Annotated in this window: 6 protein-coding genes; all 6 read right to left on the reverse strand. The window is 71.6% G+C overall.

Annotated features, from left to right (window positions below; all coding sequences use genetic code 11):
• Nucleotides 1-44 precede the first annotated feature (44 nt).
• The 6 genes from ACFWBY_RS29895 to ACFWBY_RS29920 all read right to left on the reverse strand — a co-directional run bounded on the left by ACFWBY_RS29895 (nt 45) and on the right by ACFWBY_RS29920 (nt 17,165).
• The gene (locus ACFWBY_RS29895) at nt 45-13,040 is read right to left on the reverse strand and encodes a hypothetical protein (protein ID WP_385336151.1); all 12,996 of its coding nucleotides are present in this window, start codon (nt 13,038-13,040) and stop codon (nt 45-47) included.
• Between the two features lie 140 nt (nt 13,041-13,180).
• Nucleotides 13,181-13,492 carry a hypothetical protein gene (locus ACFWBY_RS29900; RefSeq protein ID WP_385336149.1) on the reverse strand — a complete coding sequence of 104 codons (312 nt, stop codon included), beginning with the start codon at nt 13,490-13,492 and terminating at the stop codon, nt 13,181-13,183.
• On the reverse strand, nt 13,485-13,934 hold the full coding sequence (locus tag ACFWBY_RS29905) for a YbaB/EbfC family nucleoid-associated protein (protein WP_385336147.1): 450 nt from the start codon (nt 13,932-13,934) through the stop codon (nt 13,485-13,487). The genes ACFWBY_RS29900 and ACFWBY_RS29905 overlap by 8 nt, the downstream gene beginning before the upstream one ends.
• 37 nt (nt 13,935-13,971) lie before the next feature.
• A complete protein-coding gene (locus tag ACFWBY_RS29910; protein WP_385336146.1) occupies nt 13,972-16,152 on the reverse strand; it encodes a hypothetical protein in 2,181 nt (726 codons plus the stop codon).
• Between the two features lie 19 nt (nt 16,153-16,171).
• Entirely contained in the window at nt 16,172-16,636 is a 465-nt protein-coding gene (locus ACFWBY_RS29915; protein ID WP_385336144.1) for a hypothetical protein, read from the reverse strand.
• Between the two features lie 229 nt (nt 16,637-16,865).
• Nucleotides 16,866-17,165, reverse strand: a complete 300-nt coding sequence (locus tag ACFWBY_RS29920; protein ID WP_385336143.1) for a WXG100 family type VII secretion target — start codon at nt 17,163-17,165, stop codon at nt 16,866-16,868.
• Between the last annotated feature and the right edge of the window lie 46 nt (nt 17,166-17,211).

Raw genomic sequence — 17,211 nt, forward strand, 5'->3', positions numbered from 1 at the left:
TGAAGGGGGTGATGGGAGGGGAGGGAGGCAGGTCCGGGGAGTCGTCAGGCGACCGGTCCGGGCCGGACGACCGACCAGAGGAACTCCGTCCCGTCGTCCACCAGGAACACTTCGGTCCGTCCGGTTCCGAAGGTGCGCCGGGAGCCGTCCGCCGCCACGTAGACGATCGTGACGTCGTGATCCCGTGCGGCGATGGTGCTGGCCAGTGCCACGGCCTCCCCGTCGGCGCGGTCCTGCGCGAAACCGTCCAGGATGCGCCGTGCCCGGAACTGCGGGGTGTGGGCCTGGGACGAGCCGCCGGCCAGCACGTCCTGGATCGACTGCTGGAAGGCATCGGCCTCCGTCCCGGAGGCGCGGGGGAAGTCGGTGTCCCGGGCGGTCTGGACGAGCTCACTGTGCCATGCGCGTCCCGGGAGGCCGGCGGGGGGGACGTGCGCGGGATCGTTCGCCGTGCGGACCGCGTTCGCCAGTACGGCCGGGTAGTCGCTGCCGGTGGCACTGGGGAACGAGCGCAGGTCGGCCGGTGTTCCGGCGTCCGCACCGTCCGTTCCCCCGCCGGCCGCGCTGCCGTCGGCCGGGGCGGCGGTCCGGGTCTCGTCGGTCTGGTCGGGACGGACTTCCTTCTCCTTCCAGGCGAGGGTCCGCTCCGGGAAGTCCTGCGCCTGCGCCCACTCGCCGACCGGGTGGCCCTTCCCGACCTTGCCGAACTTGGCGGCGACCGCCTCCTTGTAGACGGTCTCGATCACCGTCGGCATGTACGAGTAGTTCGCGGCCCGGTTGACCCGTGTGCGCAGGGCGAGACGCTCCGCATCCGTGCTCGGGAAGCGGTCCGTGATCAGACCGCCCGCGAGTCTCCTGAACTGTGCCTGTGCCTTGGCCCCGTCGCCGTCGGCCAGGAGCTCCGGCTGTCCCAGCAGGTCGTGCAGCTGCTGCAACCGCTGTACGTGCTTGGACGCCGTCCCGCGGTTGGCGCTCAGCGGCAGCACCAGGTGGAACGAAGGGGGCTCGACGACCTTCGGCCGGCTGACGTTCGGGACGCGGGGCACCGCGCTGGGGTCCGGGAGGGGCAATACGGGCGGCAGCGGACGCACCAGCTCCGGGATGTCGCGCAGTTCCGGCAGGGAGAGCTCGTCCAGCATGTCGCTGAGCGTGCGGACCTCGCCGTCATGGGTCCCGGGCAGGTACTCGCCCTCGTACTGGTCCAGTACGTAGGTGCGCAGGGAGCCGGGCAGCGCGTCGTTCCTGATCTCTTCCACGCCGGAGTCGCGGATCAGGTACTGGTCGGAGTCCTTGTTCCGGTCCGTGTTGAGCGCGTGCCCGTTGCCGAGCCCGCTGACCTGGGCCTCTTCGATCGCTTCGGAGGTCAGCCGGGTGTACGTCTCCACGGGGACGAGGAAGGAGCGCACGATCGGCTTGCCGTGCGTCCCCTCCTTGCCGTCCAGAATGCGCCCGTGTCCCTGGTCTCGGTAGGTCCGCATGTAGTGCAGGGCCCGCCACGGACGGCCCGCGTTGACCCACATGTCCTTGGTGTCGGGGAGGATCCGGATCTCGCCGTCGGCGGTCTGCTGGATGTCCTTGTGCACGACGCCGTCCGGCGCGTAGACCGTTTGGAAGAGCCGGACGTAGTCGCGTCCGTCCAGCCGCTCGACGCGCACGTCGCTCCGGTGGGCGAGGGACTCCACCTTGAGCACGGTGCCCTCGGGCGACTCGTATTCGGTCACACGGAGATCCGGGCGCTTCTTGAGGCCTTCGGCCGCGCCGGGCTTCTTCATGTCCGACTTGAGGATCTCCGAGACGACGTGGAACGCGGGCTGGGCCGTCCGGTACGTCAGCTCCGTCGCCGGCGGCCCGGCGGGCGGCCGGGCGGGAGGCTCGGGGGCCGGGGTGGGAGGCGAGGAGGGGGGCTCCTCGCCGTCGTAGACGTGCGCCTTGGGCGGGACGGGGCGTGCGGAGCCTCCTCCCTCCGGCTGAGGGCCGCCGTCCATGAGGAATTGGACGACCTTCGTCACGTCGGCCCCGTCGAAACCCTTGGTGATGTCGCCCTTGAGCGCCGCCTTCTGCGCAGCGTCCAGATGTGAACCCCCGTCGTCCCGCTTGCGGTTCGCGTAGATGAAGTCCGGAGCCTCGAGGTCCCCCTTCAGGGTCCTGTTCTTCATCTTGCCGAGCTCGCCCGCGTCGAAGAACTTTCCGCTGCGGGTGGGAGGAGCGCTGACGTTCAGGAGTTCGTACCCGAGGGCCATGCCGCCGAGTTGGTTCTCCTTGCCGTCGTCCTTCGAGTTCCAGACGACCATGCGCTCGTGGCCGACGCTGTTCGGCTCCTCCATGTATCTGAGCTGGTAGCCGAGCATCGCCATGGCTTCCAGGTTGCCGCTGCGGAAACCCAGGTGCCGCGCCGATGCGGCCTCGCGGTCGAGGTACTCGTACAGCTTGAACTGGCCTATGCGATCGCCCCCGTTCCATGCGTCCAGATGTGCGCGGACGGGCTGGCTCTGATTGCTCCAGAACGCGGTCAGATCGTGGACGGACACGTTCGGTCCGCTCGATTCGCGGGCGATCGTTTCGTACTTGCCTCGGTGTGCGGGGTCCGCGTACGGATCCCCGACGATCAGCACGACCGGCTGCCTGCCGTCGGGCGACAGCGCGGCCGCGTCGGCAACCGTCCCGATGATCTGGCGGACTCCCGTGAAACTCGTGTCGTGTTCCAGATGTGCGCCGCCGGTCTTACCGCTGAAACGGGACCACAGGACGATGACTTCCCTGTCCTTGACGTCCGGAACTCCGTTGGCCTCCAGCCATGACTTCACGGGTCCGTGCTTCGTCACCGGGAATTCCTCCAGGGATACCCCCCACATCCGTCGCACCTCCCTGCGCATGTCCGCGCTGTGCGTCGCGGCCACGAAGTTCGTGCCGCTGTTCAGAACCAGGCTCCGCCTACCCAACTCGCCCTTCGGCATGCCCATCGCGGTGTCCAGCAGTGTGTTGTCGGCGAGGGGGGACAGCGGTGCGGCTCCGTCGTTCCGCCCCGCCCACAGGTCGGCCATCCTCTGGTGCAGAGCCCGCTCAGCGGCAGGGAGAGCGGCGAGGTCGCCGGCCGGCAGCAGGCCGGCCGCCTTCAGCAGGCGGGTCAGGTCCTGGGGATCGGCGGTGGCGCGCGGTGCCGCGACACCCTCGGGCGTGGTCCCCGCCGGAGGCGTCCACAGGTCCGAAGTGGTCCACAGTTCCGAGACCTTCGCCAGCGCGGCGCGGTGGGCCCCGAGTTCGTTCGCGGTCCCCTCCGGAGGCGTCCACGCGGCCTTCACCGCCAAGAGCCGGACCAGGCCGTGCGTCTTGGCCTCGACGAGCTTCTTGTCCTCCTTGAGGTCGTCCACCTTGACGAGGTGGATCCGGTCCGCGGCGATGCCGCCGGCCTTGTAGAAGTCACGGATACCGGTCGCCTTGTCCTCGTTGTTCCGCGGCCTTCCGGTGACCGGGTCGATGGCGCCCTGGGAGATCGCGACGTGCAGCCTGTCGACGCGGAGCAGCGTCGCCGCGATGGCGAACTGGTCGCCCGTCGCGTATCCGGGCTGGTTGAGGATCACCGGGTGGGTGTCGGTGGTCTTGAGCACCTCCCACGGCGCCGCCTTCTTCATCTGGCCCGCACGACCCGAGTCGAAGACCTCCGCGACCAGCTCGGCGGGCAGCGGCCTTACCGAGAATTCGCCGGCCGCTCGCCTGGCCTCGGCGAGCGTCCTGGCGGCGTCCGCGAGCGCCGGCCCCGCGGCCGTGCCGTGGGCGTCGAACAGTGCCCGGAGGCGGCGGGCAGGCTCCTCCTGCCCCGTCTGCAGATTGCCCTCCGCGTCGAAGCGGTAGGACTCCGTGCCGTGGTCGCCGCGGAGTACGAGTTCCAGGGGCCGGGCCAGCCCGGCGGCCGTGCGGTGGGCCACGTACAGGGCGTCGGCGCCCTCCCGGTGGTCGTCGGTGGCGAACCACACCTGCCGGGGTGTCCCGTCCGGCTCGCTCAGGGCTGCCGTCAGCCTGCTGATCCGCTCGGCGACGGGGACGGCGTCGGTCGCCGGGGGGACGGGGCGGCTGATGTCGCGCAGGTCGAGGTGGCCGCGGGAGGACCGGTCGAAGACTCCGTGGCCGAGCAGGTCCTCCTCGGTCACCAGCAGCTCGATCCGGCCGCGGACGGGTTCGCCCGCCGTGCCGTCCCGGTTCGTGACGGTGATCTCGGCGTCGAGCCGGACCACGTGCTGCACGGGGGCGCCGGCCGGGGGCAGGCGGTCGTCGCCGGGGGCGGCGGTCTTGCCGCTCTTGACGATGTCCATGGACAAGGAGGAAGCGGCGTTCGTCGCGCTGTGCCGGGTGTTGGGACCGGCTCCCGGCACGGTCAGACCGGAGCTGCCGAACCGCTGGACGTAGTCCGCGGCGAGCTGGGCGCGCGGGGCGGAGGAGGTCGAGCCGGTCGCACCCTGCCTGCTGACCCGGTCCACGGCGATGCTCGCGCTGCCCTCGGTCTGGCCGGCGTGTGCCGGGTGGGAGAGCCGGACGCTGACATGGGCTCCGCCCGAGGCGCCGACGGTGCCGGTGAACACCGAGGCGAGGGACGGGTCGAGGGCCAGCCCCCCACGGGCCCGCACCAGGTCGCCGAGGAGGTTCAACTGGTGGGACGCGGAGGTCAGGAGGAAGGACGGGCCGCTCCCGGAGCCGTTCCGGGACCCCGCCAGGGCCGAGGCCAACGCCGGTAGGGCGTCGAAGCTCAGGACCGAGAAGTGGCGTGCGGGTACGAAAGCCGTCGGCCCGGCGGGCCGCTCCGCGGGCGCCGCGAGGGCCGCGGGGACGACCGGCGCGGGCAGGGGCTGCCCGGGCTGCCAGATCCGGGGGCCGGGCAGGCCCCCCTCGACGAGGGGGGTGTCCACGACGGGGAAGCGCATGACCCCCCGCCCCTCCAGGGTGAAGCTGCCGTCTCGCCGGCGGCCCGACAGCGCGGTGACCACGTTGCCCGGCGCGTGCAGGGGGTTCAGGTGGAGCGGCGTCCGGCGCACCGACACCGTGTACTCGTAGTGGATGCCGTCGAACTGGGTGACGTGCTCGGTGCGCACCCAGGTGCGGCTCTCGGAGAAGCGGGTCGTGGGCTGGGTGAGCGCCCCCGCGTGGCTCCCCGTCACGGTGGCGCCGCTGCGGTCGTTCATCGCGCCGGCCGGCGGATGCGGGTAGGTGACCTGCGGGGAGAAGGAGTAGGTGTGCGCCGCGGTGGTACCGACGTTCGGGGCGACGGCGGTATGCGTCAGGTGGGTCTGGTTCTCGACGCCCGAGGTGCCGGGGAGTTCGCTACCGCGTGCGCTCTCCTGCCCGGGGACCAGCTTCGCCTGGAGGGAGATCTCGACCCGGTCGGCGCCGCCCAGCGCGTGGTGCTCGAAGGACAGGGTCAACGCTCCCGGGGACCGGGTGGGGAGTGAGCGGATGGCCGCGGGCGAGACGAGGTTGGCCAGGGCGGTCTCCACACCGGCCACGTGCGAACTGTGCCCCGGGGTGCGGACGCCGGGGGCGATGCCGTCGATCAGCTCGATGAGGCGCTCGCGCAACGGCTCGCGCCGCAGGCCCGGGGCGTCGATCCCCTCCTCGTGCGGGCGCAGGGTCACCTCGTCGACCGACCCCTGGCCGATGTGCCCCGCCCCGGCGAACCGGTCGGGGAGCCGGCGCAGGCCGCTGGTCTGTTCCTCCTGCGGGGGCAGCGCGTCGACCTCCAGGCCGGCCGCCTCGAACTGCCGCCGGTGGCGCTGGAGCTGCTCCGGCGTGAGGAGCACGCCGACCGAGTCCGGAACGGTGACGACCCGGCGCACCGGGGCCTCCTGCCCGAAACCCAGCATGTTGGCCGTGCCGCTGCGCCACCCCTGCCGGAGCGTGATCTCGTAGGTGGCGTTCAGCCGCACGCGGTGGTGCTGGCCGGCGTCGTTCGGTACCTGGGCGGCGGTCAGCGCCGTGGTCCGGGAGGAGGCGGTGGCGGTGTCGCGCGTGTACTGGTAGCCGCCGGAGGGCGTCCCCGCGTTCGGGGACGCCTGCGGGCCGGTGTCCTTGAAGGCCAGGCTGCCGCCGATCCGGCCGCCGTGCGTGGAGGTGGCGCCCGAGGTACTGCTGTCCGCGTGCGTGACGCCGGTCTCCGTGTACAGCCCGAAGGCGTCCCCCTGGCGGGAGATCGGGAACTCGGAGCCCGGTTCGTTGGAGGCGTGCAGGTAGCCCTTGACCTCCAGCAGCAGGTGGTGGTCGGCCGCCGCGCCGTATCCGGTCGCGTGCTCCACCACGTACGTACCACCGAAGATCTGGTGGCCCCGGGCCAGCAGCGCGGTGGCGTTCAGCTGGCTGTCCAGAAGGACGTGGCCGTGCGGGAGGACGTCGCCGAGCGGTTTGCCGGTCAGCCAGTTCCAGGTGGAGAGGGCGCCGCCCGCCACCGTCCCGGCCAGCGCGGGACCGATGCGGTGGCGCAGCGGCGGTACGGCCGGCTGCTGCCGCTGCGCCTCCAGGTCGTTGACGGGGTGTGCCGCGGCGGGTGTCGTGACGGGGGCCGGGTCCTGCTGGGGCCCGGACTCCTGGTGCCGGCCCCGCAGCATCTCCCGTACGACGTCCTGCAGGAGGTGCGCACCGCGGACGTGTTCCACCACGGAGTCGCCGGGGAGGGTGATGACACCGGGCTGGAGGACGCCTTCGGGGTCCACCAGCGTCTCCATGTGCGCGGCCATGGCGGCGGGCGTCCGCAGGACCTGCGCCGCGGCGGGCTCTGCGGCGGGCGCCGCCACGGGCTGCGCCGCAGGGGCTGCGGCAGGCGCCGCGGCGGGCTCCGTGCCGGGCGCCGCGGCGGGCTCCGCGCCGGGATCGGCGGCCGCGACCGCCGTCGTACGGTCGTGGGCCACGGCCAGCGAGATCACGGACGGCGTGCCCGGGTTCGCTTCCCCGGAGGGTCCGACGGCGCGCCAGGAGCCGCCGTCGGACATGTCCAGGCGGTAGGCGACGTGCGCGTCGAAGAAGTCCACGCCGTCCTTGGTGAGGATCTGCTGGTCGTGGCTGACCGAGGTGGACCAGCCCTCCGCCGAGCCCCGGGTGTAGGTGTACCCGGGGTCGACGGAGCCCTGGGTCTGCCAGTTCGACCCGCCGAACGGCAGGTTCAGCTGCCCCGTGAAGCCGAGCGTGCCGGAGGGGGAGGTGGTGCGCTGGCCTGATGCGGGGAGGCTGTGGCTGACGGAGTTCGACAGGGCCATGCGGTCCTTGTCCAGGGTCCCCATGTGCCTGGGCGTCTCACCGGTCACCAGCTCGGCGGTCAGGCGGACCTGGATCTGCCCCATCCGGCCCGGGCGGGCGTCGTCGAGGCGGACGACGTGACCGCCGTCGACGATCTCCCCGGCGGCACCCCGCAGCGCGAACTCGCTCCAGGCCGCCTTGAGCCGGTGCAGGTTCATCAGCTGGGTGCGGCGGTCGGGGGCGCCCGGCCCGCCGGACGTCCCGTCCACCGCGGCACCGGGCAGGTAGTGCTGGGCCGTCAGCTCGGTGATGGCCGCCGCGAAATGCCGTTCCGCGCCCTTCACCTGGGTGGCGGTGGCGGAGATGCCGAGCGAGCGCAGGCCGTCCAGCTCCGGCGGCAGCCGCCTGGTGCCCGCATGCTGCAGGTCCAGGGTGCTGCGGGAGGGGACGTACAGCGACAGCGGGGTGGCCTCGCCCTCGACCCTCTTCTCGTGGTCGGGCGCCAGGCCCTCGTGGAAGGTGACCGTGTACTGGGCCGTGCCGCCGACCAGTAGGTGGCGTGCGGGGCTGCGCAGGCTCTGGTCCAACTGCGCTCCGCCGCCCGCCGAGAAGTCCTCGCTCGCCTTGAACCCGCCGCCCGCCTTGCCGCCGACCGCGCCGCCGATGGCGGTGCCGGCACCGGGGTGGCCGGCGTCGTGAGAGGTGGTGAGGCCGGCCTGGCCGCCGCCCTCGATCGCGAGGGAGCTGGTCAGGGTGGACTTGCCGGTGTACCGGTTGAAACGGAGGTTGTGCGACTCCAGGTTCATGGAGCTGGTGACCGCGGTGACCTCGCCGTGCGGGTCGACCACCGCCTTGAGGCCGAAGAAGCCGAGTGCCCGGCCGGACGTGTCGTGCAGGACGGACGAGAAGAACTCCCCGGACGCGGCGATCGGCAGGCCGCCGCGCAGGGACTCCTCCGAGGTCCAGTGGCGCACTTCGGCGAGGGACTCGGCCGACAGGCTGTCCAGGATCGGCCGGAACCGGCCGTGCTCCACCAGCCGGGCGAGCCCGCCCGGCTCGCCGATCCCGGCGACCCCCCACAGGGGAGCCGTACGCAGCTGTTCCGACGTGGCCGGCTCGTGCACCTCGTCCACCGGCGTCAGCAGGTGCTGCGGGAAGTACACCGTCAGCGGCTCGGTCTCGGTCACCGGGCGCTGGTCGCCGGCGACGACCGGGCCGCTCCCGTCGCTTGCGCCGTCGCCCTCGCCGCTCTCGATCATCCAGGTCGCCCTGTACGTGTGGGGCGTGGACGATTCGTTGCTGCGCAGGGCCTGGACGGCCTGGTGTCCCTGGGCGAGGCTCTGGTTGTGCGTCAGCTCGTTGTGCGTCAGGGAGACCGAGACGTTCCACGGCGCCTTCGCCAGGATTCCCGCGGCCGGGATGTCGAGGGTCTCACCGTACGTACCCGTCACCCGCCGCCGGTTGCCGCCGCCCAGGCCCTCGGAGAATTCGTTGCCGGCGCCCGCGCGGCGCTCCAGCCGGGTTTCGGGCTGCGGCCCGTGCTCCGTGCCGAGCAGGTGGGCCTCCTGCGGATCGGACAGCTGGAGCCGCAGCCGGACGGCGCGGCCGCCCAGCAGCTCGGCGGGCACGGGCCAGCCGTCCTTGTGCAGCAGGTACGGCAGGACGGACTTCAGCGCGTCCGGGTGGAGCGGCCCGGTCAGGCCCGCGTCGAGGGCGGCCCCGTCGGCCGTGAGCCGGCGCAACTGCTCGTGCAGTCCCCGCACCGGCAGCCGGTCGGGCAGCGCCATGCCGAGCTGGGCGGCGCCGTGGTCGGTGAGCGCGTGGACGAACCGGCGCGGGCCGGCGGGGTCCAGGGGGCCGGGGTGCGGGGCGGCCGGGGCGGTGGGCGCGGTGGTCACCTCGGTCGGGGGGCGGGGGGTGACCGAGGTCCATGCGGTCCCGTCGCCGGAGGGATCGCCCACCATGGCGATGACGCCCTCGTACCGGTCGGTGCCGACGGCCGACTCGTCCGTGCCGGGCCGGGGGCGCAGCGCCGAGTACGTCTGCGCGGTCGAGGCGTACACCTTGCGGCCGGTGATGTCGGCGAACTGCTGGAGCTCCGGGGTGTGCAGGCCGATCCGGCAGGCGGTCAGCACGAGCGGGGCGCCCGGCGGCAGCATGCCGACACGGTCCTTGATCTGCGTGCCGAAGTCCCGCAGGGTCACGGTCCGGTAGTCGTGGTCGCCGGGGGCGAGGACCTTCACGCCGGCGCCGCTGCTGTGCAGGTTGAGGAAGAACGGCCGCGGCTCCCCTCGCCAGGGCGCGGCGAGGTCGCCGCCGGTCTGCCGCCCCGCCTGCCGGCCCAGCACCGCCTCGGTGGTTCCGCTCCAGTCGAACGGCGCGGTCTGGTCGTAGCCGGGGTTCGTCTCGTGCACCTGGTACACGCCGGACGCCCCGCCGAACCGGGACAGCGACTGCTCGCGCAGGTTCCAGTCCGGCTCGTGGTGGAACGACAGGCCGACCTCCTCGCCGCTCGCGTCCCGGATCGGGCGGGTGAGCAGGCGGGTCGAGGGGGGAGTCGGGAGGTTGCCGGTGCCGGGCGGGGTCAGCGCGTGTTGGAGCTGGTACGGGCCCATCTCGATGTGGCTGCCGCCCTGGTCGGCGTCGCTGTCGAACGGGCGGGCGGTCCGGGTGGTGGGCCGGGGCAGGGGAGGCAGCGGCTTCTCCGGCAGCGGCTTGTCCGTCACGGGCCTGTCCGTCACCGGCCTGTCGGGCAGCGGCTTGTCCGTGCGGGGCGGCGCGGGGGCGTGGTCCTCGTCGTCCGCGCCGTCGGAGACCGGCAGCATCCCCGGCTCCTGCGCGTCGTCGTCCTTCGGGAGCGGGGCCTCGCCCTCGTCCTCCGTCGAGGTGCGGCGCTCCGGCACCGGGCCGCCCTCGGTGGAGGTGCGGCGCTCCGGCACCGGGCCGCCCTCGGTGGACGGCCAGGACGCGCTGCCGTCCTCCTCGCCCATGTCGAACCGGCGGTCATCGGCGAACTCCCTGCGGAAGGGCTGCGTCGGCGGGAGCGTCGGCAGGCCGAAGTCCTCTCCGCTCACGGTCCGGCCGGCGGCGTTACCCGTCGCGGACGCGTCGTCCGTGTCGCCCTTGCCCGCGTCGTCGCTCTTGTCGCCGTCGCCCTCGCCGTCGTTCTCGGGGTCCTTGACCGTCCCCGGTCCGTCCCCGCTCTCCGTCTTCGGCTGGAGTACGTCCGCGACCTTGTCCGCCTCGGAGACGGGGTCCGGGGTGGCGTCCCCGCCGTCCCCGGGCGTCTCGACGGGCAGCGGGCGGTCGAAGAAGGACCGTCCGGTGAAGGGGTGGGAGAAGACCCACTCGACCATGTCCTTCGTCTGCTGCTTGAAGGTCACGTCGTGCTCGAACGAGGTGGGCCGCGGCACCGGATAGGGGGCCTGGTGGCCCGTCATGTTGGCCAGGAAGGAGACGACGTTCAGGGGGTGCAGGGCGCCGAAGTACTTGCTGTCGTTCGGGTTCGCCTTGAACTGGTGGCTGGCGAACCACTCCGCGTAGCGGTTCATGGCCGGTTCGAAGAGCTTGTGCAGCGCCTTGCCGAGGGCGCCCATGGCCATGCCGGAGACGAAGGTCGACCAAGTGGTCGTGAACTCGTGCTCCTCGCTGAAGATGAGGTTGTAGAAGCCCTCGCTGAGATTGTTCTGGACGCCGTCCTTGAGGTTGTGCGAGACGGCCAGACCCAGCTGGTACATGGGGTTTCCGTGCAGCGGAGTCGTCTGGAACATCCGCTTGAACGGCTGGGTGAGGGCGTTTCCGGTGATCTTGGACGGGGAGAAGAGGTCCGGCAGGTCGTGGGCCAGGCTCTTCAGCCCCTTGTTGCCGGCGAGGTCGCCGAGGGACTTCTCCAGGGCCTCGCCGAGCCCCGTGTGATCGTCGGCGAGCCGCCCCCACTTCTTGGTGAAGGTCTCGCCGAAATCCTTGCCGGCCGCGCGCATCGCCTCCTTCGCCGCCGCGTTGCCCTCGGCCGCGAGGTGCTTCTCGAAGATCTTGCCCATCTCGTCGGAGACCTTGTGGGCGATGCTTCCCTTGCCCGTCCGAACGAAGCCCTGCTCGATCTGCCCGCTCGCCGCGCCCAGCAGCTTGCCGACGTCCTTGGCGAAACCGTTGCGTGCCGATTCCGTCGTCAGCAGCTTGGTGATGCTGCCGTCCGCAGCGGCTCCCTTGGCCGCCGCTGCCCCTGCGGCGGCCTTCGTCTCGCTCTCGGCGGCCCCGGCGACGGCCTTCTTCTCGCCCTTGGCGACGCCCGCTGCGGCGTCCGAGGCGGCATTGCCCGCCACGTCCTTGACACCCGCTCCGGCCCCGCCGGGGGTCTGCGCGACCTTCGCGTTGGGGGCCTCCAGGCCGTCCGAAGCGGTACGGGCGCCCTTGCTCGCGCCGCCGCCGGCCTCGTCCGGTACGAGCCCCTTGCCCGTGGCGCTCTTGCCGGGGGCGGTGGGCTGCACGCCGTCCAGACCCTCGGACGCCGTCCTCGTGCCGCTGTTCTTGACCCCGGCCGCTGCCTTCGCGTCGTTGGCGGCATTGTGGGCACCGGCGTCGCCCGCGACGTTCCTGGCCGTGCCCGAGGCCCCGCCCGTGACCGCCCTTCCCGAGCTGGTGGCGCCCGCCCCGGCTCCCGAACCGGCGGTCGAGCCCGTCTTCGAGCCCGCGCCGGCGCCCGCGTTCGCTCCGGCCTTGCCGCCCGCGCTGCTGCCCGCGTTGGCACCCGCCTTGCTGCCCGCGCCGGCGCCCGCGTTCGCTCCGGCCTTGCCGCCCGCGCCGGCGCCCGCGTTCGCTCCGGCCTTGCCGCCCGTCTTGGTGCCCGCGTTCGCGCCGGCCGTCGTGCCGGCCGCCGTGCCCGGCTTCGACACCGTACCCGCGCCTGTGGTGCGCGGAGGCACCGCGTTCGGCAGGTCGTTGACCGCGGACTTCGTCGGCGGCTTGGGGACGGCGTCCTTCTTGACGACGGTGTTGAGCTCGTCCTTCGCCAGGCCCTTGCCCGTCGTCTTGAGGCTGTTCTCCTTTGCCGCCTCGGCCAGTTCCTTGCCGAGCTTGCCCTTGATCGAGTCGTCGATCTTCTTCGAGATGATCGAGCCGGCGTCCTTGCCGAGGAGTTTGCCGAGCAACTGGCCGCCGTAGTGCCCGAGGATCTCCAGCGGCCCGGCCACCAGGCCGTTGAGGGCGCCGCCCTTGAGGGCCTCCAGGGTGTGTTCGGTGTCCCACTTGTCCGTGTGGCCGGAGGAGAGCTGGTAGAGCTGGATCACCATGTCCTGGAAGATGCCGGCGGTGATTCCGATGAACGTCTGCGTGATGATCGTCCGCAGCAGGTACGACAGCACGTTGCGCAGGCCCTCGCGGACGATCACGAACTGGAGGGCCGCGTTGATGGCGGACGCGCCGAAGGAGACCGGCCCGAAGATCATGGCGAACAGGATCTGCGCGATCAGCTCGACGACCTGGAGGATCGCCATGATCTTCGTGTACTCGACCTGGTTGGCGACGTTGCGCGCGGCGTCGCCGAGCTGGAGGGCCAGCTCGCTCGTCTGCTGCATGACGTTGGAGCCGGTCACCCCGCCGATGAGGTCCCGCATGGAGGCGACGAAGGCCTCCGCGGCCTCGCCCTCGAAGTCCTCCTTGATCATCGGAACGAGCTCCGCGATGTACCCGGCCAGCGTGTCCAGGTCCGAGGCCATGGCCTTGTAGTTGTCCGACACCTTCCGCATCAAGTCCTCGTCGGCCTGCGGCCAGGGCATGCCGGTGAGGAACGAGAAGAACTTGGCGACGTCCTCGGAGGGCTTGATCGACATGGTGCGGGCAACCTTCTTGCCGGACGGGGCGACGGGCGGGAGACGCAGGGCGACGGACGGGGCACCGCACGGGGCGGCGGGTCGGGCGGAACGAAGGGCGGGACCCGGACGGGAAGGAGCGGCGGCGGGCGCCCGCGGGGCTACCAGCCGCCCGCGTTCTCCCCGGCCTGCTCGTCGGCCTTGTCGGTGATGTCCTTCGAGTCCTTGCCCGCGGTGGTGACCCGGCCGAGGGACTTCCCGATGTACTTGACGGTGCTCGTCAGGTTCTCGGTCGGCTTGTCCACCACCTCGTGGTACTTCTTGCCGATCGCGTCGTGCCCCGCCGAGTCCTTGTTGAGCCGGTTGATCTCGGCGATGCGCAGGCTCAGGTCGTGCAGTTTCACCTCGTAGTCCTCGTAGTGGGCGAACTTGCCCTTGAGGTCCGCCAGCGACTTGAGCTTCGGCTTAGCCATTGAATTCCTCCTGCTTCGTGGAGCGCTTCGCGGCCTCTTCCGCCTCGAAGCCCGGGCGCATGGAGCGCAGGGGCTTGAGCAGTTCGTCCATGTCCGTGGGCAGGTCGGTCAGCCCGGCCGCCATCCGAATCTGCTCGCCGACGTTCGCGAACGACTTGATCCGCTCGATCACCTGCTCGCCCATGCGGCCGCGGGCGTCGTTCAGCACGTTGGTGAGTACGTCCGCCAGCTCGGCGGGGGCCATCTCCTGGTACGCGGTGGTGCGGAAGTTCATGGAGATGACCTGGCCCTGCGGACCCACGGTCACGGTGACCATGCGGTCCTTCGAGGTCGCGCTCGCGGTCGCCCGGTCGAGCTCCGCCCGCGCCTCGGTCATCTTCTCGGTCTGCTCCCGCAGGCTGGCCATCACCTGCTCGATCCGGCCCTCGGCTTCGAGGCTCACTGGTCCTTCTTCCCTGTGCGCTGTGTCGTCCGGACGGTCATCGGCCGATGACTCCGCTGACGGTCCCGGTGTCGGTGCCCCATGTGTCCTCGTCCTCGGAGAGCCAGGTGGTCCGCTGGCGGTCCTTCTGGCCGCCGCCGACACCGCCCGCACCCGCGCCCGCGCCCATACCGGCGCCGCCCATCGGCGGCATCATCGGCCCGCTCTGGGTCTGCTGCTGGGCGGCCAACTGCCGCGCGGCGTCCTCGGCGGCGGTGGCCTTGGCCCGGGCGGCCTCCGTACCGGGGGGCGCCGCGGCGTTGGCCGCCTGCAGGGCCCGGTCGCTGACCATCGAGGGGGCGGCCAGCAGCGGCCCGGCGGAGCCGGAGCCCTTCCCGCCCGTGCCGCCCGCGGAGGCTCCTGGGCCGGAAAGGTGTCCGCCTCCGGAGAGGTTCCGCGCGTCCGGCCCTCCGGAGCCCAGCGACGGGGAGCTGGTGACCGGCCGCAAGTCCCGGCGCGAATCGAGCAGTGCGTGCTCGGTGTCGGCGAGCAGCTGTGAGGACCGGTCGATGGGGCGGCCCTTGGCGTCGACGAGTATGCCGTCGGCGTTGACGCTCGCGCCCTTCGGGAGGACGTACGGGTTGCCGTTGGAGTCGAGCAGCGGCTTGCCCTTGGCGTCGACCAGTACGCCGTCGGGGTTGACCTTCGCGCCCTCGGGCACCTTGATCCGGTCGAGCAGCGAGAGGTCCGGGCCGCTGCCCGGATTGGTGACCGGCTGCTCCTTGAGCTTCGCGCCGGGCGGCGCCACGAGGGGCTTGCCGTCCTTGCCGAGGACGAGGTTCCCCTTGGAATCCCGGATCTTGCCGTCCTTGCCGATGACGGAGCCGACCGGCACCGTGATCGGCTGGTGGTCCTTGTCGAGGACCGGCTTGCCGTCCTTGTCGAGGAGGTTCGACGTACCGCTGCCGGGCGGGCCGGTGATCGGGTGCGGGACGAGCGGTCCGGGAACAATGCCCGGGGGCTTGATGACGTTCTTGTCGCCCCCGCCCTTACCGCCGCCCTTCGAGTCGCCGCCGCCGCCGAGCTTCAGATCGCCGCCGGGCGGCGGGGGGATCTTCTGGTCGCCGCCGCCCTTCTCGTCCCCGCCGCCGGTTCCGCCGTCGCCGAGCTCGCCCCCCGGCCCCGGCCCCGGCACCGGGCCGCCGCCGGCGCCGCCGGGTGCCTGGGGCAGCCCCAGGTGGGGCTGGGTGACCCCGCGTCCCAGGGCGCCGGCGAGCTTTCTGTACTGCGCGTCGAGGACTTCGTGATGGCTGTGTGCGAGCGAGTCCATCGAGTACCTGGTTGCCCCCCGGTCGGCCAGAGTCAGCACCTGGGCGCTCAGGCCCGCCAGCCAGTAGTCCTTGGCCGTCCGCTCCACCTTGTCCCAGAAGGGCTGCAGCTCGATGTTCTCCCCGGGCACCGCGGGCTGCCCGTCCTTCGCCTCCTTCCCGCCCACGGTGATGGTGCCGTTCGCGGAGATCTCACAGCCGACCATGTGCTCGTCGAGGGACTTCTTCAGCACTTGGTACGCGCCGCTGTCAGGGGTGGCGAACCATGCGGCCTCCACCTCGAGCATTTCGGCGTAAGCCTGCCGCAGCATGGCCCCCGTGTAACCGAGCTGTTGAGCGAGGTCGTCCGGGTGCAGGAGATCGGTGTGGACATGGGTCTGGGCCAGGGCGATGGTGGAGAGGTACTTCTTGAACTCACCGGCCGCGCTGCCCCGCCAGTTGTCCCCGGTGTCGCCGAGCTCGTCGATCCAGCCCAGGAGCCCGGTCTTCGGGTCGAGCGACTTCACCAGGAGGTCCGTGACTCCCCGCAGCGCCCTGGCGGCGCCGTCGAAGGTCGCGGCGTTGACGCTCTCGTTCTTCTGCGTCTTGTTCAGGTCTTCCAGATGGGCGTAGACCCCGGTGCGGTAGGTGTTGTAGTCGGCCGTGGTGTTGTTGAACATGTCCCAGTTCATCCGCAGCCCGATCAGATAGCCCTGACTCATCCCCGCCTTCGTGACGTAGGTGAAGACGTCGAGGGGCGGGTTGTTGTCGGCTGCCTTGGACCTGGCGTTCGCCTCGTTCGGGGTCGCGAGGTAGACCTTCACGTGCTTGTCGATCCACTTCGGCGAACCCGGCCCCGCCACGTCGTTGCGGTTCTTCAGGGATTGGGTCTTGGGCAGGAAAATGGGGATCACTTCGTCCCAGTTCGGCATCGCGGGGGCGCCTTTCTCGTCAGCTCTGGGAATCCGCGGGCGGGTTGCCGCTCGTCGGGGGCTTCGAGTGCTGTTGCACCTCCGTGAGCACCTCCCACATCTCGGCAGCGCTCAGGGCCTCGTCGTCCGCGTTCTGCAGCAGCAGCCGGATGTCGTGCAACGTGACGTACGAACCGTGGGCGGCGGCCGCGATGATGGCGAAGGCGCTCACCAGCTGCTTGGCGTAGGCCTGGAAGTTCGTCTGCAACTGCGCGGCACTCGGCAGGCGCTCGGTGTTGCCCGGCAGCAGCTTGCCGTCGTTCCCGATGAGCGACCCGTTCTGCCAGTTGTTCTTGAGGAGGAGGAGGGAGGGGTCGCCCTCCAGCATGCGCAGCAAGGGGGCGATCTTCTTCTCGGCGAAGTCCAGGAGGTACTTGTCGGTGATCTTGAAGTCGCCGCCGTCACCCGATCCCTCGTCGCCGTCGGGCTTCGATTCCTTCGCCATGGGTGCTCCTTCGTCGGGTGCCGGCTGCGGCTCGCGGGTCCGGTCGTGCGCTCGCCGCCACCCAGAGGAACGGGCGGCCCTGGAAGGTGGGTTCAGGCGCGCGGGGGGAGAGCACGGACCCGGCCTGCTGGGGGAGCGTGGCCGGGTCCGTGTCGGCAGGTCGGAGGTGGGGGACCTCGTCATGCCGGTCTGTGGGGGCGGGCGTCCGCCGTTGCGGTCGCCCGCCGGGTCAGGTGCGGCCGCCGGGGAACAGGCCGGCGCTGCGCTTGTCGGCGTTCCTGATCGTCAGGTGCATGTCCGCCAGCTTGTCGGCGCCGCTGTCGAACTCCTGGGACATCGCGGTGTCCAGCATGTGCACGGTCGTCACGAAGTCCTGGAACGCGCCGGCGGCCGCGCCCTTGAAGCTGTCCTTGACCGTGGAGAGCTCGGTGACGAGCATCTCCAGGTTGGCGTGCATCTGCTTGGCCGCCGCCTTCATGTCCTCGTTGGCCTCGGCGAGCGCGTTGTGATTGATGTCGATGTCTGCCACGGGAACGGGGCCTTTCTCTGGGAACCGGGGAGAGTTGCGCGATGTC

This window comes from Streptomyces sp. NPDC060049 (assembly GCF_042736715.1).
GTDB lineage: Bacteria > Actinomycetota > Actinomycetes > Streptomycetales > Streptomycetaceae > Streptomyces.